Origin of the sequence: Paraburkholderia sp. A1BS-2L (assembly GCF_051125205.1) — a bacterium.
Taxonomy (GTDB): domain Bacteria; phylum Pseudomonadota; class Gammaproteobacteria; order Burkholderiales; family Burkholderiaceae; genus Paraburkholderia.
This window is the reverse complement of the sequence record NZ_CP120428.1, coordinates 2,276,346-2,298,532: the sequence shown is the minus strand read 5'-3', so window position 1 is coordinate 2,298,532 and position 22,187 is coordinate 2,276,346. Positions and strand designations below refer to the sequence as shown.

Below are 22,187 nucleotides of genomic sequence, written 5' to 3'. Positions count from 1 at the left end.
CTTATTTCCCTGAAGTGGCCAGCGGTTCGCGCTTGCTCAGCAACTCGAGCTGGGTCGTGTTGAAGCGCGAGTACTCGCGCTGCCATTCCGACGGCTGCTGCACGTGGCTCACCTGCACGGCGGTCACCTTGTACTCGGGACAGTTCGTGGCCCAGTCCGATGCGTCCGTGGTGATCACGTTCGCGCCCGATTCGGGGAAGTGGAACGTCGTGTAGACCACACCCGGCTGCATGCGCGTGCTCACCTTCGCGCGCAGCACGGTATGCCCCGCGCGCGATTCGATGCCCACCCAGTCGCCGTCGCGAATGCCGCGGTCGTCGGCATCGACCGGATGAATCTCCAGCCGGTCCTCCTCGTGCCAGCGCGAGTTCTCGGTACGGCGCGTCTGCGCGCCCACGTTGTACTGCGAGAGGATGCGGCCCGTCGTGAGCAGCAGCGGGAAGCGCCGCGTGACCTTTTCCGGCGAGGCGATGAACTTCGTGATCACGAACTTGCCCTTGCCGCGCACGAACTCGTCGATGTGCATGATCGGCGTGCCTTCGGGCGCTTCTTCATTGCAGGGCCACTGGATGCTGCCCATTTCGTCGAGCTTCTTGTACGAGACGCCGTGGAAGGTCGGCGTGAGACGCGCGATCTCGTCCATGATCTGCGACGGGTGCGTGTAGTCCATCTCGTAGCCGAGCGCGCGGGAGAGCAGGATCGTCACTTCCCAGTCCGCGTAGCCGGCCACCGGCGGCATCACCTTGCGCACGCGCGAGATGCGGCGCTCGGCGTTGGTGAAGGTGCCGTCCTTTTCGAGGAACGACGAGCCCGGCAGCAGCACGTGCGCGTATTTTGCGGTTTCGTTCAGGAAGATGTCCTGCACGACGATGCATTCCATCGACGACAGCGCCGCCACCACGTGCTGGGTGTTCGGATCCGACTGGACGATGTCCTCGCCCTGGCAGTAGAGGCCCATGAAGGTGCCGTCCATCGCCGCGTCGAACATGTTCGGAATGCGCAGGCCCGGCTCGCTTTGCAGCGCGACGTTCCAGGCGCTCTCGAACTCGTTGCGCACTACCGTGTCGCTCACGTGGCGGTAGCCCGGCAGCTCGTGCGGGAACGAACCCATATCGCACGAACCCTGCACGTTGTTCTGGCCGCGCAGCGGATTCACGCCCACGCCTTCGCGGCCGATGTTGCCCGTCGCCATCGCGAGGTTCGCGATGCCCATCACCATGGTCGAGCCCTGCGCATGTTCGGTCACGCCGAGGCCGTAGTAGATCGCAGAGTTGCCTTTGCGTGCGTAGAGGCGGGCGGCGGCGCGCACTTGCTCGGCCGGCACGCCGGTGACTTCGGCCATGGCTTCCGGCGAGTTCTCGGGCAGCGCGACGAAATCGCGCCACTGCTCGAACGCGCGCGTCTCGCAGCGCTCGGCCACGAACGCCTCGTCCACGAGGCCTTCGGTGACGATCACGTGCGCGAGCGCATTGACGATCGCGACATTGGTGCCCGGGCGCAGTTGCAGATGATGCTCGGCCCTCACGTGCGCGGTATCGACGATGTCGATCTGGCGCGGATCGACGACGATCAGCTTCGCGCCCTCGCGCACGCGGCGCTTCAGGCGCGAGCCGAACACCGGGTGGCCGTCGGTCGGGTTCGCGCCGATCACCATGATCACGTCCGAGTAATCGACCGACGCGAAAGTCTGCGTGCCCGCCGACTCGCCAAGCGTGGTCTTCAGGCCGTAGCCGGTGGGCGAGTGGCACACGCGTGCGCAGGTGTCGACGTTGTTGTTGCCGAACGCGGCGCGCACGAGTTTCTGCACGAGATAGGTTTCTTCATTCGTGCAGCGCGACGACGTGATGCCGCCGATCGAATCGCGCCCGTACTTGTCCTGGATGCGGCGGAACTCGCTCGCGGCGTATTTGATCGCTTCGTCCCAGCTCACTTCGCGCCACGGATCGGTGATCTTCGCGCGAATCATCGGCTTCTTGATGCGGTCCTTGTGGGTGGCATAGCCCCACGCGAAGCGGCCCTTCACGCAGGCGTGGCCTTCGTTCGCCTGGCCGTTCTTGTGCGGCACCATGCGCACCACTTCGTTGCCCTTCATTTCGGCCTTGAACGAGCAGCCCACGCCGCAATACGCGCAGGTTGTCACGACCGAGTGCTCGGCCTGGCCGAGCATGGCAATGGACTTTTCCTGCAGCGTCGCGGTCGGGCAGGCGGCCACGCAGGCGCCGCACGAAACGCACTCCGAATCCATGAACGATTCGCTCGCACCCGCGGCGACGCGCGATTCGAAGCCGCGTCCGGAAATCGTCAGCGCGAACGTGCCTTGCGTTTCCTCGCACGCGCGAACACAGCGATTGCAGACGATGCACTTCGACGGATCGTAGGTGAAGTACGGATTCGACTCGTCCTTCTTGTCCTTGAGGTGGTTCGCGCCGTCAAAGCCGTAGCGCACTTCGCGCAGGCCCGTGACGCCCGCCATGTCCTGCAGTTCGCAATTGCCGTTGGCAGGGCAGGTGAGACAGTCGAGCGGGTGATCGGAGATGTAAAGCTCCATTACGTTGCGGCGCAGCTTGTGCAGCGGGTCGCTTTGCGTGCGCACCTTCATGCCGGCTTCCACCGGTGTCGTGCACGAAGCGGGATAGCCGCGCCGGCCTTCGATTTCGACGAGGCACAGGCGGCACGAGCCGAACGGTTCGAGCGAGTCGGTAGCGCATAGCTTGGGCACGTTGATGCCCGCTTCTACCGCGGCGCGCATGACGGAGGTGCCTGCGGGCACCGTCACGGACTGGCCGTCGATTTCGAGCGTGACGTCCACATCGGCGTGGCGCAGCGGCGTGCCGAAATCGGTGTCGTCGAAGGGCGAGCGTTGCTTCATCGCTGCCGATTTGCAGGCGCAGTTGCCGGAGCCGCAGCCGCCGGCTTGGGGCATGAGCGTGTCGGACATGGTGGTGGCTCCTCGTTCAGGCGGCCGCCGCGCTGGCGGCTGGCTGGACAGGTTCAAGACCGAAATCTTCGGGGAAAAAGTTGAGCGCGGAAATCACGGGGTAGGGCGTCATGCCGCCCATCGCGCAAAGCGACCCGGACACCATCGTGTCGCACAGATCGCGCAGCAGCGTGACTTGCTTACCGGAGGTGTCGCCATTGCGGATCTTCGCGATTACCTCGACGCCGCGCGTCGAGCCGATGCGGCACGGCGTGCACTTTCCGCACGATTCGAGCGCGCAGAACTCCATCGCGTACTGGGCGAGCCCGGCGAGGTTCGCGGTGTCGTCGTGCACGACGAGCCCGCCGTGACCGACCACCGCGCCAACTGCCGCATACGCTTCGTAGTCCATGGGAATATCCCATTGGCTCTCGGGCAAATAGGTGCCGAGCGGGCCGCCCACCTGCACGGCGCGCGCGGGGCGGCCGCTGGCGGTGCCGCCGCCGTAGTCAACCATCAGCTCGCGCAGCGTCACGCCGAACGCGAGCTCCACGAGCCCGCCGCGCGCGATATTGCCCGCGAGCTGGAACGGCAGGGTGCCGCGCGAGCGGCCCATGCCGAAGTCCTTGTAGTACGCCGCGCCCTTCGCGAAGATGATCGGCACCGTGGCGAGCGTGATGACGTTGTTGATGACCGTCGGCTTGCCGTAGAGGCCGGCGAGCGCGGGCAGCGGCGGCTTCGCGCGCACGATGCCGCGCTTGCCTTCGAGCGATTCGAGCAGCGCGGTTTCCTCGCCGCAGACGTAGGCGCCCGCGCCCTTCGCGACGAACAGGTCGAAGCGCTTGCCGCTGCCGAGCACGTCGTCGCCGAGCCAGCCCTTGGCGCGTGCGCGGGCGATCGCTTCTTCGAGCGCGGCGATCGAATGCGGATACTCGCTGCGCACGTAGATATGGCCGACGGTGGCGCCCACGGCGATCCCGGCGATCGTCATGCCTTCGATCAGCACGTACGGGTCGCTTTCCATCACGAGGCGGTCGGAGAACGTGCCCGAGTCGCCTTCGTCTGCATTGCAGACGATGTACTTCTGGTCCGCCTGGGCCTGGGCGACGGTGCGCCACTTGATGCCGGCGGGGAATGCCGCGCCGCCACGTCCGCGCAGACCCGATTCGATCAGTGCTGCGCAGACGTCGGCGCCGCTCATCGTGAGCGCCTGGCGCAGGCCTTCGAGCCCGCCATGCGCGACGTAATCGTCGGTCGAGAGCGGATCGGTGATGCCGATGCGGGCGAAGGTGAGGCGCTGCTGCTTGCGCAGATACGGAATCTGCTCGACGAGGCCGACCGAGCGCGCATGTTGCGCGCCTTGCAGGAAGCCCGCGTCGAAGAGGCTTGCGACGTCGTCTTCTTCGACGTTCGCATAGCCGACGCGCCCATCGGGCGTTTCGACCTCGACGAGCGGTTCGAGATACAGCAGGCCGCGCGAGCCGTTGCGAACGAGCTCGATGGCCGCGCCGCGTGCAGCGGCTTCGCGCTGGATGGCGGCGGCGATCTCATCGGCGCCGAGCGCGAGCGCCGACGAATCGCGGGGAACATAGATGCGCGTCATACGGCCTCCTCGGTATGGGCGACGGCGGCCACCGCTTTTGCCAGCAACGCGTCGAACTTCTGCGGGGTCACGCGTGCATGCAGCGTGCCGTTGATCATCATGGCGGGCGAGAGCGCGCACTGGCCGAGGCAATAGACCGACTCCAATTCCACTTCGCCGGCGGGCGTATGGTCGTGCGCGTGCTCGCTGGTGTGGCCGTGCTGCTTGAAGCGGCAGCCGGTATGCGACTCGGCATGCTGCGCGAGCGCTTCGCTGCCCATGCTGCGGCATGCCTCGGCACGACACAGCTGCACAACCACGGGCGCGGGCGGCGCGGTGCGGAAGTGGTGGTAATAGGTGATGACGCCGTGCACTTCGGCGCGCGAAAGGTTCAGCGCCTTCGCGAGCGGGGCGACCGTGGCGGACGGCACGAAGCCGGCTTCGTCCTGGATCGCATGGAGGATTGCGAGCAGGGTGCGGCCCGGTTGGGCATGGCGCTGCACGAGGGCGTCGGGCGCGCTTGCGGTTGTCTCGTCCACTGTAGAGCTCCTGTGGAGGCATATATGCGCTTGCTATTCATAAAGTGCGCATCTATGCTGGGGTTGTTTTCTTGTATGGACGAACAATAGGCCCGTAAGAAGGGCGGCGCAATAGGAAACGAGATTTCATAATGATCAAGGTCGAATGTCAGGCGCAACTGGTAGTGCGCGACGTACAGGGCCGGGAGGCCAGTCTGACGGACGTGGTGCCGCTCCTCGCGCTCGTCGCTGAAGAGGGCAGCATTGCGCAGGCCGCGCAGCGTAAGGGTTTGTCCTATCGTCACGCGTGGGGACTGCTGCGCGATCTGGAGGAGCGCCTGGGCGGCGCGCTGATCGCCAAGGCGCGCGGGCGCGGCTCCGTGCTTTCGGAACTGGGCGAAGCGGTGCTGCGCTCGCAGCGTCTGTGCACGGAGCGCCTGTCCGGCAACCTTCAGGCGCTCGCGAGCGAAGTGGCGAGCGATCTGAACCGCTGGCTCGCGCCCGACGCGCAGGACCTGCGTATCCACGCCTCGCATGGCTACGCGGTGGCGGCGCTGGTCACGGCGCTCGTCGCCGACCAGGTGCCCGTGGAGATCAAATATCGCGACAGCGTCGACGCCATCACGGCGCTCGCGCGCGGCGAATGCGATCTGGCCGGCTTTCATCTTCCGCGCAGCGATTTTCGCGAAGCCTGCGCCGACGCCTACCGCAACTGGCTCGATCCGCAGCGCCACGTGCTGATCCACCTCACGCGCCGCAAGCAAGGCCTCTTCGTCGGTCGCGGCAACCCGCGCGGGATCGCCGGCCTCGCCGACCTGTCGCGTGGCGACATTCGCTTCGTGAACCGGCAGCCGGGCTCGGGCACGCGTTTGTTGATCGATCTGCTGCTCACGCGCGTGGGCGTCGACCCGGAGCGCGTGAACGGCTATGCGTCAGCGGAACTCACCCATTCGGCGATTGCGGCGTTTGTCGCGAGCGGCATGGCCGACGTGGGTTTCGGCGTGGAGCCGGCGGCGCACCACTTCGGCCTCGATTTCATCCCGATCGCCGACGAAGACTACTATTTCGCGTGCGAGCGCGCCCAACTGGAGCGTGAGCCACTGGGGAGCGTGCTGCAGTTGTTGCGCAGCGCGCCGTTTCGCCAGTCCGTGGCGCAGCTGGAGGGCTACGATCCGGGAGAATGTGGAGCGATCGTGCCACTTGGGGTGGGCTGGTCGGGGCGGGTTTTGTAATACGAAGCAACATCGCGGTCGATTGGCGCTGCAGAGTCCGCCGCTTTTTGTGATACTTTGGACCGCTATTGCACCACTGTTTTTAACGCGCCGTTTTTGATGCGCTTTGTCCGTACTGATCGACCATGAAATTCCTGCTTAATGTTTGTATCGTTGCCGCAGCAGCGGGAGCGCTATTTGCAACCGCCGATATCGCTTTCGCGCAGAATTCGCCGGGCGTGCCGGGCGGCATCCTATCTGACGGATTCAAGCTCAACGAGCATCCGCAAATGCCGTTCGCGGCATCGGCACCTTCGGACAAGTATCAGCACGGCAAGCCCTCGGCGGCGCGCAGAAAGGGCGATATGGGTGACCCGAGCGGCTGTAACCTGCAGTGCCCTCAGGATAATTAAGCGGCGGGATGGCTGGCGGCGCGAAGGCGCCGCAACGGCGGTTGCCGTAGCCGGTGCCGCGCCGTTAAAAAGCGGGCGTTGAAAACAAAAACTCGCGAAGCTTTTGGGCTGCCGCGAGTTTTTGTTTGATATCTGGTGGAGCCGGCGGGAATCGAACCCGCGTCCAGAAGCAGTCCATAACCAGTTCTACATGCGTAGTTCTGTCATTTGATTTAACCGCAGCGACGCGGACGAACACGCTGCGCTACGGCGATTCACTGGATTTTCGACTCTGGCGTCGTGACGCCGACAGAGCTTAACTGACGTATATGACCTCTGGCGGTATTGCTACCGGTCTTGCGACGCTAGCCCGTCAGTGAGCCAGGCAGAGGACGGCGGCCCTTAGGCTGCCAGTGCGAACGTATCGTCGTTTGCAGTTACGTTTTTCCCATTGATTAACGAGGTGACGGGTCCTCGGCATGCCCTGATTACTTCATAACCCCTGTCGAAACCAGGTCGGCCCCGGGGAACTACAATTATCACATAGTTCGGAAGATGAGGCTAACCGCCCCTGAATCAAGGGCGCGTGCGTCAATCTTCTTATACTCGGCCCACGTTCTGAAGTAGTGAGAGGAGCGCCGCAGCGGTGTCGGCCAGGTAGTCGGCATTCCATTGCGCCGGTGGTTCGACGTTGCCGCAGTAGCCGTAGGCCGCCGCGATCGTCGCCATGCCGGCCGCGTGGCCCGCCTGCACGTCGCGCAGGTCGTCGCCGACATAGACCACCCGCCTTGCATCGACGCCTAGCGCCTGCGCCGCATGCAGCAGCGGGGCGGGGTGAGGCTTCGAGTAGGGGGTGGTGTCGCCGCTCACTACGCAGGCTGCGCGCGTGTCGAGATGCATCAGCTTGACGAGCGGGTCGGTGAGCCGCGCGACCTTGTTGGTGACGATGCCCCACCGCACGCCACGCGCGTCGAGGTCGTCGAGCACTGCGTCGATGCCCGCAAAGAGCGCCGTCTCGACGCGCAAATTGGCCGCGTAGTTGGCGAGGAACTCTTCGCGCATTGCCGCGAACTCGCGGTCGTCGGGGCCGATGCCGAACGCTCCGCCAATCAGGCCACGCGCGCCCGCCGAGGCGAGCGGCCGCAGTTTCTCGTAGGGTGCGCTCGCCAGGCCGCGCGCGTGGCGCATCTGGTTGATGGCGGCGGCGAGGTCGGGCGCTGTGTCGGCTAGCGTGCCGTCGAAGTCGAACAGCACGGCGTCGCATGTGTCCAGCATCGCACGGGAGTCCGGCGCAGGCGTTCTTTCAAGCTTAGTCTGAGTCATGTCGGAAGGAGGCGGGCAATGGCTTCAGGCGTCGCGCCGGCAGGCAATCATATAGTTGACGCTCGAGTCGTTTGACAGCGCGAAACGTCGCGTGAGCGGGTTGTAGGTGATGCCCTTGATCTCGGCCGGGCGCAGGCCGGCTTCGCGCACGAAGCCCGCGAGCTCCGACGGGCGAATGAAGCGCGCGTAGTCGTGCGTGCCCTTGGGCAGCATCTGCGCGATGTATTCTGCGCCGATCACGGCAAGCAGATACGACTTCACGTTGCGGTTGAGCGTCGAGAAGAACACCCAGCCGCCCGGCTTCACGAGCGTCGCGCAGGCCTTGACCACGCTCAGGGGCTCTGGCACGTGCTCGAGCATCTCCATGCAGGTGACCACGTCGAACGAAGCGGGTTCGCGCGCCGCAATCGCTTCCGCCGCGATTTCCTCGTATTCCACTGTGATGCCGCTTTCCAGGCTGTGCAGGTCCGCCACGCCCAGCGCTTCGCTGGAGAGGTCGATGCCCTTTACATTTGCGCCGAGACCCGCCATCGACTCTGACAGAATGCCGCCGCCGCAGCCGATATCGAGGACGCGCTTTGCAGGCAAATGCGCATGGCTGTCGATCCAGCCAAGGCGGATAGGGTTCAGCTCGTGCAGCGGCTTGAATTCGGCGTTCGGGTCCCACCAGCGATGAGCAAGATCGCTGAACTTCTGCAACTCGTGGGGATCGGCATTGGTCATGTCGGAGAGGCCGCTGGTGCGCCAGGGCGGGGGAGAATAAGTAAGCCCCGAGTATATAGGCGGGGGGCTGTGGCGGCAAAACGGGCTGCCATGCCTGGGCCGCTCATATCCGGAAAGACGGTGAAAATAAAAAAGCCCCGCCGAAGCGGGGCTTTGAGACTTGCTTGTCGCAGCTCGCAGATTACTGTTGCTTCTGCGTGCCGACAACTTCGACTTCCACGCGGCGATCCGGTGCGAGGCAGGCGACGAGTTGCTTGTGGTTCTTCTGGTTGCAACCAGTCGTAACCGGGTTGCGCTTGCCCTTGCCTTCCGTGTAGATACGGTCGGCCGGAACGCCCTTGCTGACCAGGTACGACTTGACGGCTTGCGCACGGCGCAGCGACAGACGGTCGTTGTAAGCAGCCGAGCCGATGCGGTCGGTGTAACCCGTTGCAACGATGACTTCGAGGTTCAGGGCCTGGGTCTTGCTTGCCAGATCGTCCAGCTTTTCCTTGCCAGCCGGCTTCAGGACAGCCTTGTCGAAGTCGAACAGGGCGTCAGCTTGGTACGTGATTTTCTGGCTCGTGATGGCCGGCGGCGGAGCGACCGGCGGCTGCGGTGCCTGGGCGACCAGGGCGCCATCGCACTTTGCGTTGGCGGTGGCCGGCGTCCAGAATGCATCGCGCCAGCAAAGCTCGTTCGTGCCGTTCATCCACACGTATTCGCCGGTGCCATTCACCCAGTTGTCATTGACGGCTTGTCGCGACGCCGGCACCGATTGTGCTTGGGCGGATGCAGCCATAACTGCGGTAGCTGCAATGAACGCGAGCTTTGAAAGTTTATTCATATTTCTCCTCTCGAAATTGAGATTACCGCAGGTTTACTGCGAGCCATATGACGAAGACTAGTCATACATTGCTCGAAGTATAACATTGGCGAGTTGTGAGACACGTCTTGTGTAGACTTCGAGCGGTGTCTAACTTTGTGCGTTCGCATTTTGCCATATCGTTCCCGTCCGACGATAAAAAAAATCCGCCCCCTTCATCAGGGCTTGTCGAATGTGGTACACCCGCAACAAAAAGTTCCCGCTCGATCTCCTGGTAGTGTGCCTGGTTGGTGGAGGAGTGCAAGGTGCCTGATTCAGGGCGCTGCGCTTTATCACACGAACAGGGGGCGAATCTCATTCGCGCATGATATTTGCCAGCGCGACACGACGCGTTTGAATCGCTGTGCGCCGTTTTGAGCCGCTCGGGCTCGCCCCACTAATAGGTATACGTAGATAGCCCCGGGGCGGCGGGCAGGGGGCTCGCGCATGATAGAATCATAAGATTGCGCTGCGTCTGCGGCGTCCATGCGACAGCAGGGCGCGTTGCGCGGTTTGTCTGGCAGGCAGGCTTGCCGGCAGCCCCGTGCGCCCGATAACGACATCGATAATGGATCAATTCGCCAAAGAGACTCTGCCTATCTCCCTCGAGGAGGAAATGCGCCGCTCGTATCTCGACTACGCGATGAGCGTGATCGTCGGGCGGGCGCTGCCGGATGTGCGTGATGGCCTGAAGCCCGTGCACCGGCGCGTGCTGTACGCGATGCACGAGTTGAACAACGACTGGAACCGCGCTTACAAGAAGTCGGCGCGTATCGTCGGCGACGTGATCGGTAAATACCACCCGCACGGCGACACGGCTGTCTATGACACCATCGTCCGGATGGCGCAGGACTTCTCGCTGCGCTACATGTTGGTCGACGGCCAGGGCAACTTCGGCTCGATCGACGGCGATAACGCCGCGGCCATGCGTTACACCGAAATCCGCATGGCGAAGATCGGCCACGAACTGCTCGCCGACATCGACAAGGAAACCGTCGATTTCGGGCCGAACTACGACGGCAGCGAAAACGAGCCGCAGATTCTGCCCGCGCGCATCCCGAACCTGCTCATCAACGGTTCGTCGGGCATCGCGGTTGGCATGGCCACGAATATTCCGCCGCACAATCTCAACGAAGTGGTCGATGCCTGCCAGCATCTGCTGAGGAATCCGCAGACCACGATCGATGAGTTGATCGAAATCATTCCGGCACCGGATTTCCCGACCGCCGGCATCATCTACGGCGTCGCCGGCGTGCGCGACGGCTATCGCACCGGGCGCGGGCGCGTCGTGATGCGCGCGGCCACGCACTTCGAAGAGATCGACCGCGGCCAGCGCATGGCGATCATCGTCGACGAGCTGCCGTATCAGGTGAACAAGCGTTCGTTGCTGGAGCGCATTGCCGAGCTCGTCAACGAAAAGAAGCTCGAAGGCATTTCCGACATCCGCGACGAGTCGGACAAGAGCGGCATGCGCGTCGTGATCGAGCTCAAGCGCGGCGAAGTACCCGAGGTCATCCTCAACAATCTGTATAAGGCGACGCAGCTGCAGGACACGTTCGGCATGAACATGGTCGCGCTGGTGGACAACCAGCCGAAGCTGCTGAACCTGAAAGAAATGCTCGAGCATTTCCTGTCGCACCGCCGCGAAGTGCTCACGCGGCGCACGGTATACGAACTGCGCAAGGCGCGCGAACGCGGCCACGTGCTCGAAGGCCTCGCAGTTGCGCTTGCGAACATCGACGAATTCATCGCCATCATCAAGGCTGCGCCCACGCCGCCGATCGCGAAGCAGGAGTTGATGAACCGTCCGTGGGACTCGTCGCTCGTGCGCGAGATGCTCACGCGCGCGGAGCAGGAGAACGCCTCGGCGGGCGGCCGCGACGCATATCGCCCCGAAGGTCTGAACCCGCAGTACGGCATGCAGACCGACGGCCTCTATCGTCTGTCCGATACGCAGGCGCAGGAAATCCTGCAAATGCGGCTGCAGCGCCTCACGGGTCTGGAGCAGGACAAGATCATCGGCGAGTACCGCGAAGTGATGGCGCAAATCGCCGACCTGCTCGACATCCTCGCGCGTCCCGAGCGCGTAACGGTCATGATCTCCGACGAGCTCACCGCGATCAAGAGCGAATTCGGCGACGCCCGCCGCTCGAAGATCGAGATGAATGCGACCGAGCTGAACACCGAGGACCTGATCACGCCCCAGGACATGGTGGTGACCATGTCGCATGCGGGCTACGTGAAATCGCAGCCGTTGTCCGAATATCGCGCCCAAAAGCGCGGAGGTCGCGGCAAGCAGGCCACGTCGATGAAGGAAGACGACTGGATCGACACGCTCTTCATCGCCAATACGCACGACCACATCCTGTGCTTCTCGAATCGGGGTCGCGTGTACTGGGTCAAGGTGTACGAAGTGCCGCAGGGCTCGCGCAACTCGCGCGGCCGTCCGATTGTCAACATGTTCCCGCTTCAGGACGGCGAGAAGATCACGGTCGTGTTGCCGGTGAAGGAGTTCTCGGCGGACAAGTTCGTGTTTATGGCGACTGCACTCGGTACGGTCAAGAAGACGCCGCTCGAGGCATTCAGCCGCCCGCTGCGCAAGGGTATTATTGCGGTCGGTCTGGACGAGGGCGACTACCTGATCGGCGCAGCCATCACCGATGGCGCGCACGACGTGATGCTGTTCTCGGACGCCGGCAAGGCAGTGCGCTTCGACGAAAACGACGTGCGCCCGATGGGCCGCGAAGCGCGCGGCGTGCGCGGCATGCAGCTCGAGGAGTCTCAGCAGGTCATCGCGCTCCTCGTGGCGGAAGACGAGCACCAGTCGGTGCTCACGGCAACCGAGAACGGCTACGGCAAACGCACGCCGATCACCGAATACACGCGCCACGGCCGCGGCACGAAGGGCATGATCGCGATCCAGACGTCGGAGCGCAACGGCAAGGTGGTGGCGGCTACGCTCGTGGACCCGGAAGCCCAGATCATGCTGATCACGACCACGGGTGTGTTGATCCGCACGCGCGTCTCGGAGATCCGTGAAATGGGCCGTGCGACGCAAGGTGTTACACTCATCAGCCTTGACGAAGGCACGAAGCTTTCTGGCCTGCAGCAGATCGCGGAGGCCGATGCCGAAGGCGACATCGCTGACGGCGAGGATGAAGGCGAAGAGTAAGTTTTGCGTGCAGGTTGATGTGGCCAGGCGGCCCGCGCGAGCGGGCCTCTTCATATCAGGATGCCGTCGGTGTTTTGAGTGGCCAACGGTGCTGAATGGTGCCGGGTGAATCGCAGGATCGGGCGGCGGGCGCGCAAAGCACGCTCCGGAGCGCCCCCCGCAGTTTGCGCGGCAGGCAGTTCGATTATTTTCTCAGAGGGAGTAATGATGCAAAAACGATTCAAGCAGGTAATGTTGCTGGCCGCTCTCGTGCCGACGTTCGCCATGGCGCAAGCGCTTCAGAACCAGGCGCCCGCTCCGGCGGCGCCGGCTGCTGCCGCAGCACCGATCGATCCGGCCAAGCAAGCCGCGATCAAGGACCTGCTGGACGCGATCGATGCGCAGAAGCTCGTCGGCGCAATCGGCAACAGCGCGCAAATGCAGGCAAAGCAGCTCGTCCCGGCAATCCTGTCGGACGCGCTGTCGGAAAACAAGACGATGACGGACAAGCAGAAGCAAGCTTCCGTCCCGACGCTGCAGAAGAACGCAGTGCCGAAGCTGGTTGACTCGGCAGGCCAGGTCTTCGCCACGGAGTCGTTCAAGCAGGACGCGATGCAAGCTCAGTACGACGCTTATGCCAAGTACTACAGCACGTCGGAAATCAAGGACCTGACCACGTTCTACAAGAGCCCGACCGGCCGCAAGTTCATCCAGGTTCAAGACCAGGTGGGCCGCGACGTCGTCAACGGTCTGATGCAGAAGTACATGCCGCAGTCGATCAAGGCCACGCGCGACCAGGCTGACAAGGAAGTCGCTTCGGTCAAGCCGGCCAAGTAAGCATCGCCTGTCGCACTTGCCCGGGAGGCCCGCGTTGGCGGGTTCCCGGCGACAATGCGATAATGGCCGTTTGTGCGATAAGCACAAGCGGCCATTATTTTTTTGGCGCACCGGCCTGGGGCCGTGGCGTCTGCCTCGGGGATCCCCATACGATGCGCGTCTTCAACTTCTCCGCCGGACCGGCTGCATTGCCCGAAGAGGTGCTCCGCCAGGCCGCCGACGAAATGCTCGATTGGCACGGCAGTGGCATGAGCGTGATGGAAATGAGCCATCGCGGCCCGGAATTCATGCAAATTCACGGCGAGGCGCTGCTCGACCTGCGCGAACTGATGCAGGTGCCGGCAAGCCACCAGATCCTGTTTCTGCAAGGCGGCGGCATCGGCGAGAACGCGATCGTTCCGCTGAACCTGTTCGGCGCGAAGCCGCGCGCCGACTTCGTGATCACGGGCTCGTGGTCGCAGAAGTCGCAGAAGGAAGCGCTCAAGTATGGCGCGGCGCACATCGCAGCAACGGGCCGCACCGAAGCGGGCTTCACGCACGCGCCGGCGATGAGCGAGTGGAAGCTCTCCAACGATCCCGCCTACGTGCATCTGTGCACGAACGAGACGATCGACGGCGTGGAGACCTTCGAGATTCCCGATCTGGGCGATATTCCGCTCGTGGCCGACGCCTCGTCGCATATCCTTTCGCGCCCGATGGACCTCGCCAAATACGGCGTGCTCTACGGCGGTGCGCAGAAGAACATCGGCATGGCGGGCGTGACGGTCGTGATCGTGCGCGAAGACCTGCTGGACCGCGCAATGCCCATTTGCCCGTCGGCGTTCGAGTGGAAGACCGTTGCTGCGAACAACTCCATGTTCAACACGCCCCCCACTTACGCGATTTACATCGCGGGCCTCGTATTCAAGTGGCTCAAGCGCCAGGGCGGCCTCACGGCCATCGAGGCGCGCAATATCGAAAAAGCGCAGCTGCTCTACGACACGATCGACGCGAGCAGCTTCTACATCAACAAGGTGGAGCGACGCGCGCGCTCGCGGATGAACGTCCCGTTCTTCCTCGCCGATGAAACACGTAACGATGATTTCCTGGCCGGCGCGAAGGCGCGCGGGCTTCTGCAGCTGAAGGGCCACAAGTCCGTCGGCGGCATGCGGGCGTCGATTTACAACGCAGTGCCCCTTGAAGCAGTGAAGGCACTGGTCGAGTACATGAAGGAATTCGAGGCGAAGCACGCCTGACGGGGTTTCACGCCCCGCAAGCGCGCGCTCGCGCATCTCCTTTCAGATTGCCGGTTTCACGCATGGACGACGAACTCAACACACAACTCAAGCCGCTGCGCGAGCGCATCGATGCGATCGATGCCCAGCTCATCGCGCTCCTGAACCAACGCGCGGCGGTGGCGCTCGAAGTGGGCGAGGTCAAGAAGCACTTCAATGCGCCCGTATTCCGCCCGGAGCGCGAGCTCCAGGTGATCGAGCGCCTGCAGAGCATGAGCGAAGGTCCGCTCGGCAACGATCACATCAGCGCGATCTGGCGCGAGATCATGGCCGCGAGCCGCTCGCTCGAAAAGACCATCTCGGTGGCGTATCTCGGCCCGGTCGGCACCTATTCCGAGCAGGCGACGTTCGCGTACTTCGGTCAGTCGATCGAGGGCATGCCGTGCCCGTCCATCGACGAAGTCTTTCGCTCGGTCGAGTCGGGCGCCGCGGAATTCGGCGTCGCGCCGGTCGAGAATTCGACCGAAGGCGCGGTGTCGCGCACGCTCGATCTGCTTCTGCAGACGCAACTCGTGATCGGCGGGGAAATCGCGCTGCCGATCCAGCACAACCTGATGACGCAAAGCGGCACGCTCGACGGCGTGACGCGCGTGTGCGCGCACCCGCAGGCGCTGGCGCAGTGCCAGCGCTGGCTCACGGTCAACGCGCCGCAGCTGGAGCGCCAGGCCGTATCGAGCAACGCCGAGGCCGCGCGCCTCGCGGCGCAGGATCCGACCATCGCGGCCATCGCCGGCGAACGCGCGGCCACGCACTATGGCCTCGCGATCGCCAATGCGCTGATCCAGGACGACCCGCATAACCGCACGCGCTTCGTGATGATCGGCAAGCAGCCGGCGGGCGTGTCGGGCCACGACCAGACCTCGATGATCGTCTCGGTGAAGAACGAGCCGGGCGCCGTCTACAAGCTGCTCGAACCGCTTGCGCGCCACGGCGTGTCGATGACGCGCTTCGAGTCGCGCCCGGCGCGCGTCGGTACGTGGGAGTACTACTTCTACATCGACTTCGAAGGCCATCGCGACGAGCCGGCCGTGGCTGCCGCGCTCGAAGAGTTGGGCAAGAAAGCCGCATTCCTGAAGATTCTCGGCTCGTATCCGCGTTCGCGCTAAGTTCGTTTTTGCCCCGGTTTCGCCGCAGTTGTGCCTCCGCGGCGCGGCGGCCGAAGCCGCCAGCGATCCTGCATGGGGCGAAGCGACGACTTCACGCGGACCTTCGCCGATACTGGAGAAACACGCATGACCACGCAATTCGGCCCAACATACGTGCGCGCGATCGCGCCGTATGTTGCCGGCAAGCCGATTTCCGAAGTTGCCCGCGAGTTCGGCCTCGACGAGGCGCGCATCGTGAAGCTCGCGTCGAATGAGAATCCGCTCGGCATGCCCGAGTCGGCGCAGCGCGCGATTTCACTGGCTGCGAGCGAGTTGGGCCGGTATCCGGATTCGAACGCCTTCGAACTGAAGGCCGCGCTGGCCGCGCGCTACGACGTGCCGCCCGAGTGGATCACGCTAGGCAACGGCAGCAACGACATCCTCGAAATGGCCGCGCACGCATGCGTCGAGCGCGGCCAGTCGATCGTCTATTCGCAATATTCGTTCGCGGTCTATGCACTTGCGACCCAAGGGCTCGGCGCGCGCCATCTCGTGGCGCCCGCCGTACAGTACGGCCACGATCTGGATGCGATGCTCGCGGCCATTGCCGACGATACGCGTCTGCTTTTCGTTGCGAACCCGAACAATCCAACGGGCACGTTCATCGACGGCGCCACGCTCGAAGCGTTCATCGCCAGGGTGCCGGGCCACATTGCCGTGGTGCTCGACGAGGCCTACACCGAGTATCTCGCGGCGGACAAGCGCTACGACTCGATCGCGTGGGCGCGCCGCTATCCGAACCTGCTGGTTTCGCGTACGTTCTCGAAGGCTTACGGGCTCGCGGGCCTGCGCATCGGCTTCGCGATCGCGCAGCCCGAGCTCACCGAACTGCTCAACCGGCTGCGCCAGCCGTTCAACGTGAACACGCTCGCGCAGGCTGCGGCTATTGCGGCGCTCGGCGACGCGGCGTTCCTCGACAAGAGCGCTGCATTGAACGCCGAAGGCTATCGCACGCTGACCGCCGCGTTCGAGCGCATGGGGCTCGAGTACGTGCCGTCGGACGGTAACTTCGTGCTCGTGCGCGTGGGCAACGACGATCAGGCCGGCGATCGCGTCAATCTCGCGCTGCTCAAGCAGGGCGTGATCGTGCGCCCGGTCGGCGGCTATGGCCTGCCGCAGTGGTTGCGCGTGACGATCGGCTTGCCCGAGGAGAACGCGGCATTCCTCGCGGCGCTCGAACGCGCGCTCGCATAGCATGCGCGCGCAATTTTTCTTTATTCCGGTGATGGCGTGAGCGCGTTTTCCTTCAACAAACTGGTGATTTTCGGTGTCGGCCTGATCGGCGGGTCGCTCGCGCGCGCTTTGCGCGAGCGTGGCGACGCCCGGCGTGGCGACGCCCGGCGTGGCGACGCCACGGGCCAGGTGATTGGCGTGGGCCGCCGTGCCCATTCGGTCGCGCGCGCGCTCGAATTGGGCGTGATCGACGCGGCTGTGACGCTCGATGACGAAGCGGCGCTGGCCGCCGCGCTCGACGGCGCGGACCTCGTGCTGATCGCGGCGCCTGTGGCACAGACGCAGGCGCTGCTCGAACGCGTCGCGCCGCATCTGCAGTCGCACACCATTGTCACCGACGCTGGCAGCACCAAGGGCGACGTGATCGCCGCCGCGCGCGCTGCGCTCGGCGAACGCATCGGCCAGTTCGTGCCGGGGCATCCGATCGCGGGCCGCGAATCGAGCGGCGTCGAAGCGGCGTTGCCGGATTTGTACGTCGGCCGCAACGTCGTGCTGTGTCCGCTCGAGGAAAACTCGCCCGAGGCAGTCGAGCGCATCGCCGCGATGTGGCGTGCAACGGGCGCGGTCATCGGCCAGATGCCGGCTGCGCAGCACGACCGCGTATTCGCTTCGGTGAGCCATTTGCCGCACGTGCTTTCCTTCGCGCTCGTCGACCAGATTCTGGCCACGCCCGACGCCGAGTTGAAATTCTCGTTCGCCGCGGGCGGGTTCCGCGACTTCACACGCATTGCCGCGTCGAGCCCCGAAATGTGGCGTGACGTCTGTCTCGCGAACCGCACTGCGCTGCTCGCGGAACTCGACGCCTACACTAATGTGCTGGCGAGGCTGCGCGCGGCCATCGACGCGGGCGACGGCGCAGCGCTCGAAGCCGTGTTCGCGCGCTCGCGCGCGGCGCGCGAGGCATGGCAGGAACGCGGCGGCAAGCGCGCGAATGGCGAAGGCGGCGCAGCGGCGGAGGGCTCCCAAGCCGCGCCCGGCGCTACCGACGCCGCTGCCAAATAGGCGGTCCCCGGCAATCAGGCAACAGTCATGCGGCGCGGCGCATCGTTTTGAAGCCCGCCACGGCAATATCAGGACAAGCTCATGGAACACCTCAATCTCGGACCGTTCACCCGTGCATCCGGCACGGTACGCCTGCCTGGCTCGAAGAGCATCTCGAATCGCGTGCTGCTGCTTGCGGCGCTCGCCGAAGGTGAAACGACGATCACGAACCTGCTCGATTCCGACGACACCCGCGTGATGCTCGATGCGCTCGCGAAGCTCGGCGTGAAGCTCACGCGCGAAGGCGACACCTGCGTCGTGCAGGGTACGCGCGGCGCGTTCACGGCGAAGCAGGCGGACCTGTTCCTCGGCAACGCGGGCACGGCGGTGCGTCCCCTTACGGCGGCGCTCGCCGTGAATGGCGGCGACTATCGCATCCACGGCGTGCCGCGCATGCACGAGCGGCCCATCGGCGACCTCGTCGACGGCCTGCGCCAGATCGGCGCGAAGATCGACTACGAACAGAACGACGGCTACCCGCCGCTGCGCATCCGCCCGGCGCACATTAGCGTCGACGCGCCCATCCGCGTGCGCGGCGACGTGTCGAGCCAGTTCCTCACCGCGCTGCTCATGACGCTGCCGCTCGTGCGCGCCCAAGGCGGCGTGACGATCGTGGAAGTGGACGGTGAGTTGATCTCGAAGCCCTACATCGATATCACCATCAAGCTGATGGAGCGTTTCGGCGTGAAGGTCGAGCGTCACGGCTGGCAGCGCTTCGAGGTGCCGGCGGGCGTGCGCTATCAGTCGCCGGGCAAGATCATGGTCGAGGGCGACGCTTCGTCGGCGTCGTACTTTCTCGCGGCGGGTGCCATCGGCGGCGGCCCGCTGCGCGTGGAGGGCGTGGGCCGCGCGAGCATTCAGGGCGACGTCGACTTCGCCGCCGCGCTCATGCGCATGGGCGCGAACGTGACGGTGGCCGACGACTGGATCGAAGTGCGCGGCATCGGCAACGATCATGGCAAGCTCGATCCCATCGACATGGATTTCAACCTGATTCCGGACGCGGCGATGACGATCGCCGTGGCGGCGCTCTTTGCCGATGGCGCGACTACGCTGCGCAATATCGCGAGCTGGCGCGTGAAGGAGACCGACCGCATCGCGGCGATGGCGACCGAATTGCGCAAGGTCGGCGCCGACGTGGAAGAGGGCCCCGACTACCTGATCGTGCGTCCGCCCGAAAAGCTCGTGCCGAACGCCGCGATCGACACCTACGACGATCACCGCATGGCGATGTGCTTCTCGCTCGTGAGCCTCGGCGGCGTGCCGGTGCGCATCAACGACCCGAAGTGCGTCGGCAAGACGTTCCCCGATTATTTCGAGCGCTTTCTGGCGCTCGCGCAATCCTGATTCCACCGCAGCCGCCCCCCCCGCCGCATGAAACAGATTCGTCCCTTTTATCCGACGCCCCTGATCGCGATCGACGGCCCGACTGCCTCCGGCAAGGGCACGGTGGCCACGCTGGTTGCCGCGCACCTCGGCTTTCACTTGCTCGACAGCGGGGCGTTGTACCGGCTCGCCGCGCTCGCGAGCATGCGCTACGCGATTGCGGCCGATGACGCCGACGGGCTTGCAAGGCTGATCGACGATCTCCACATCACGTTCCGCGAAGGGCTCGCGCAACTCGATGGCGTTGACGTTTCGAACGAAATCCGCGCGGAGGAAGTCGGCAACCGGGCCTCCGTGATTGCCGCGCATCCGTCCGTGCGCGCCGCGCTGGTGGCCCGCCAACGGGCGTTCCGCAAGCTTCCGGGCCTCGTCGCCGATGGCCGCGATATGGGCACGGTAATCTTCCCGGACGCCGACCTGAAGGTGTTCCTGACGGCCAGCGTGGAGGCTCGCGCGGCCCGCCGGTATAAGCAATTGATCCAAAAAGGTTTTTCTGCTAATATGGATGACTTGCTCCGGGATTTGCGTGAACGCGACGCGCGCGACAGCAATCGCGCGGCCGCGCCGCTCAAGCCCGCAGCGGATGCGAAGCTGTTGGATACCTCGGCGCTGTCCATCGACCAGGCGGTCGAACAGGTCGTGCAGTGGTACCAGGAGTCGAGCCAGCGATCCGTGCGCCATCCCGATGGCCACGGCAAGTCGCAGAGTAAAGAGCAGTCGTAGCAAGTAGTGGTGCCCTGCTGGGAAGCAGGGCGTTTGTTAAACCCTTTAACCCCGTATGGCTTTTGCATCTGCGCCGCGAACGTAAGCGCTCCGGCCTCAACGCCGACAGTCAAAACTGACTGACGTGCAGCAAAAACCATGCAAATCCAGATTTTTATGTCCGACCTGCAAACCTCCACCCCGAATACCGAATCTTTCGCGGCTCTGTTCGAAGAGTCGCTGACCCGCCAGGACATGCGCGCCGGCGAAGTCATCTCCGCTGAAGTCGTGCGCGTCGACCACAACTTCGTGGTCGTCAACGCTGGCCTGAAGTCCGAGGCTTACATTCCCATCGAGGAATTCCTGAACGACCAGGGCGAAGTGGAGGTTCAGGCGGGCGATTTCGTTTCCGTCGCGATCGACGCGCTGGAAAACGGCTACGGCGACACCATCCTGTCGCGCGACAAGGCGAAGCGTCTCGCTTCGTGGCTGTCGCTGGAAAAGGCTCTCGACAACAACGAACTCGTGACCGGCACGATCACGGGCAAGGTCAAGGGCGGCATGACCGTGATGGTCAACGGCATCCGCGCGTTCCTGCCGGGTTCGCTCGTCGACACGCGTCCGGTCAAGGACACGACGCCGTACGAAGGCAAGACGCTCGAATTCCGCGTCATCAAACTCGACCGCAAGCGTAACAACGTCGTGCTGTCGCGCCGCGCAGTGATCGAAGCCACGCAGGGCGAAGAGCGCGCAAAGCTGCTCGAAACGCTCAAGGAAGGCGCGATCGTCAACGGCGTGGTCAAGAACATCACCGACTACGGCGCGTTCGTGGACCTCGGCGGCATCGACGGCCTGCTGCACATCACCGACATCGCATGGCGCCGCGTGCGTCACCCGTCGGAAGTCCTGTCGGTTGGCCAGGAAGTCACCGCCAAGATCCTCAAGTTCGACCAGGAAAAGAACCGCGTTTCGCTCGGTATCAAGCAACTGGGCGACGATCCGTGGGAAGGCATCTCGCGCCGCTACCCGTCGGGCACGCGCCTGTTCGGCAAGGTCACGAACATCACCGACTACGGCGCGTTCGTCGAAGTCGAATCGGGCATCGAAGGCCTGGTTCACGTGTCGGAAATGGACTGGACCAACAAGAACGTTGCTCCGTCGAAGGTTGTCCAGCTGGGCGACGAAGTCGAAGTCATGGTCCTCGAGATCGACGAAGACCGCCGCCGTATCAGCCTCGGCATGAAGCAGTGCAAGGCCAACCCGTGGGATGACTTCAGCCGCAACTTCAAGAAGGGCGACAAGCTGCAAGGCGCGATCAAGTCGATCACCGACTTCGGCGTGTTTATCGGCCTGCCCGGCGGCATCGACGGCCTGGTTCACCTCTCCGACCTGTCGTGGAGCGAAACCGGCGAAGAAGCTGTCCGCAAGTACAAGAAGGGCGACGAAGTCGAGGCCGTGGTTCTGGGCATCGACGTCGAGAAGGAACGCATCTCGCTCGGCATCAAGCAGCTCGAAGGCGACCCGTTCAGCAACTTCGTTGCTGTCAACGACAAGGGCTCGATCGTCGACGGCGTGGTCAAGTCGGTCGACGCCAAGGGCGCTGTCGTGACGCTGAACGCAGACGTCGAAGGCTACCTGCGTGCTTCGGAAATCGCGCAAGACCGCGTGGAAGATGCTCGCAACGTGCTGAAGGAAGGCGACAAGGTCAACGCGATGATCATCAACATCGATCGCAAGTCGCGTGGCATCAACCTGTCGATCAAGGCGAAGGATTCGGCCGAGACGCAGGAAGCGCTGCGCAGCATGTCGGCTGATTCGGGTCAGGCTGCCACCGGCACGACCAACCTCGGCGCGCTGCTCAAGGCCAAGCTCGACGGCCAGAACCAGTAAGCCTCAAACGGGGGCAAG

17 protein-coding genes and 1 other RNA gene are annotated in these 22,187 nt (G+C 64.2%); 11 read left to right on the top strand and 7 right to left on the bottom strand.

Going from position 1 to position 22,187, the window contains the following annotated elements:
* Position 1: 1 nt before the first annotated feature.
* Genes fdhF through P5W98_RS10400 form a run of 3 tightly spaced genes read right to left on the bottom strand, consistent with a single transcriptional unit; the run spans position 2 to position 5,038 of the window.
* On the bottom strand, positions 2-2,938 hold the full coding sequence (gene fdhF / locus P5W98_RS10410) for a formate dehydrogenase subunit alpha (RefSeq protein ID WP_421024461.1): 2,937 nt from the start codon (positions 2,936-2,938) through the stop codon (positions 2-4).
* Positions 2,939-2,954: 16 nt separating this feature from the next.
* Complete coding sequence (locus P5W98_RS10405) at positions 2,955-4,520, bottom strand: formate dehydrogenase beta subunit (protein WP_421024460.1); 1,566 nt, start codon at positions 4,518-4,520, stop codon at positions 2,955-2,957.
* A complete protein-coding gene (locus P5W98_RS10400) occupies positions 4,517-5,038 on the bottom strand; it encodes an NAD(P)H-dependent oxidoreductase subunit E (RefSeq protein ID WP_421024459.1) in 522 nt (173 codons plus the stop codon). Before P5W98_RS10400 ends, P5W98_RS10405 begins: the two co-directional genes overlap by 4 nt.
* A 131-nt stretch (positions 5,039-5,169) precedes the next feature.
* Between P5W98_RS10400 and P5W98_RS10395 the strand changes: the two genes are divergently transcribed.
* The gene (locus tag P5W98_RS10395; RefSeq protein ID WP_421024458.1) at positions 5,170-6,249 is read left to right on the top strand and encodes a substrate-binding domain-containing protein; all 1,080 of its coding nucleotides are present in this window, start codon (positions 5,170-5,172) and stop codon (positions 6,247-6,249) included.
* A 125-nt stretch (positions 6,250-6,374) separates the two neighbouring features.
* Positions 6,375-6,641 carry a hypothetical protein gene (locus P5W98_RS10390; RefSeq protein ID WP_421024457.1) on the top strand — a complete coding sequence of 89 codons (267 nt, stop codon included), beginning with the start codon at positions 6,375-6,377 and terminating at the stop codon, positions 6,639-6,641.
* A 133-nt stretch (positions 6,642-6,774) separates the two neighbouring features.
* Here P5W98_RS10390 and ssrA read toward each other — a convergent pair.
* The 4 genes from ssrA to ompA all read right to left on the bottom strand — a co-directional run bounded on the left by ssrA (position 6,775) and on the right by ompA (position 9,492).
* Positions 6,775-7,144, bottom strand: a transfer-messenger RNA (tmRNA) gene (gene ssrA, locus P5W98_RS10385).
* Between the two features lie 76 nt (positions 7,145-7,220).
* Entirely contained in the window at positions 7,221-7,943 is a 723-nt protein-coding gene (locus tag P5W98_RS10380; protein ID WP_421024456.1) for an HAD-IA family hydrolase, read from the bottom strand.
* Positions 7,944-7,967: 24 nt separating this feature from the next.
* Complete coding sequence (ubiG, locus tag P5W98_RS10375) at positions 7,968-8,666, bottom strand: bifunctional 2-polyprenyl-6-hydroxyphenol methylase/3-demethylubiquinol 3-O-methyltransferase UbiG (RefSeq protein ID WP_238467477.1); 699 nt, start codon at positions 8,664-8,666, stop codon at positions 7,968-7,970.
* Between the two features lie 181 nt (positions 8,667-8,847).
* Complete coding sequence (gene ompA, locus P5W98_RS10370; protein WP_213293794.1) at positions 8,848-9,492, bottom strand: outer membrane protein OmpA; 645 nt, start codon at positions 9,490-9,492, stop codon at positions 8,848-8,850.
* Positions 9,493-10,078: 586 nt separating this feature from the next.
* Here ompA and gyrA point away from each other — a divergent pair.
* From gyrA to rpsA, 9 genes are all read left to right on the top strand, one after another.
* Entirely contained in the window at positions 10,079-12,682 is a 2,604-nt protein-coding gene (gyrA, locus tag P5W98_RS10365) for a DNA gyrase subunit A (protein ID WP_421024455.1), read from the top strand.
* 207 nt (positions 12,683-12,889) lie between these two features.
* A complete protein-coding gene (locus P5W98_RS10360) occupies positions 12,890-13,498 on the top strand; it encodes a DUF2059 domain-containing protein (protein WP_421025249.1) in 609 nt (202 codons plus the stop codon).
* 152 nt (positions 13,499-13,650) lie between these two features.
* On the top strand, positions 13,651-14,733 hold the full coding sequence (gene serC, locus P5W98_RS10355; RefSeq protein ID WP_421024454.1) for a 3-phosphoserine/phosphohydroxythreonine transaminase: 1,083 nt from the start codon (positions 13,651-13,653) through the stop codon (positions 14,731-14,733).
* Positions 14,734-14,795: 62 nt separating this feature from the next.
* Positions 14,796-15,878, top strand: coding sequence for a prephenate dehydratase (gene pheA / locus P5W98_RS10350; RefSeq protein WP_421024453.1), 1,083 nt, complete (start codon positions 14,796-14,798; stop codon positions 15,876-15,878).
* 126 nt (positions 15,879-16,004) lie between these two features.
* Complete coding sequence (hisC, locus tag P5W98_RS10345) at positions 16,005-17,111, top strand: histidinol-phosphate transaminase (protein ID WP_421024452.1); 1,107 nt, start codon at positions 16,005-16,007, stop codon at positions 17,109-17,111.
* A gap of 36 nt (positions 17,112-17,147) precedes the next feature.
* The gene (locus P5W98_RS10340) at positions 17,148-18,152 is read left to right on the top strand and encodes a prephenate dehydrogenase (protein WP_421024451.1); all 1,005 of its coding nucleotides are present in this window, start codon (positions 17,148-17,150) and stop codon (positions 18,150-18,152) included.
* An 81-nt stretch (positions 18,153-18,233) separates the two neighbouring features.
* The gene (gene aroA, locus P5W98_RS10335; RefSeq protein ID WP_421024450.1) at positions 18,234-19,538 is read left to right on the top strand and encodes a 3-phosphoshikimate 1-carboxyvinyltransferase; all 1,305 of its coding nucleotides are present in this window, start codon (positions 18,234-18,236) and stop codon (positions 19,536-19,538) included.
* Positions 19,539-19,565: 27 nt separating this feature from the next.
* Positions 19,566-20,300: a (d)CMP kinase gene (cmk, locus tag P5W98_RS10330; protein ID WP_421024449.1), complete on the top strand. Its 735-nt coding sequence runs from the start codon at positions 19,566-19,568 to the stop codon at positions 20,298-20,300.
* A 138-nt stretch (positions 20,301-20,438) separates the two neighbouring features.
* Positions 20,439-22,169: a 30S ribosomal protein S1 gene (gene rpsA / locus P5W98_RS10325; protein WP_213293869.1), complete on the top strand. Its 1,731-nt coding sequence runs from the start codon at positions 20,439-20,441 to the stop codon at positions 22,167-22,169.
* Positions 22,170-22,187: the final 18 nt, after the last annotated feature.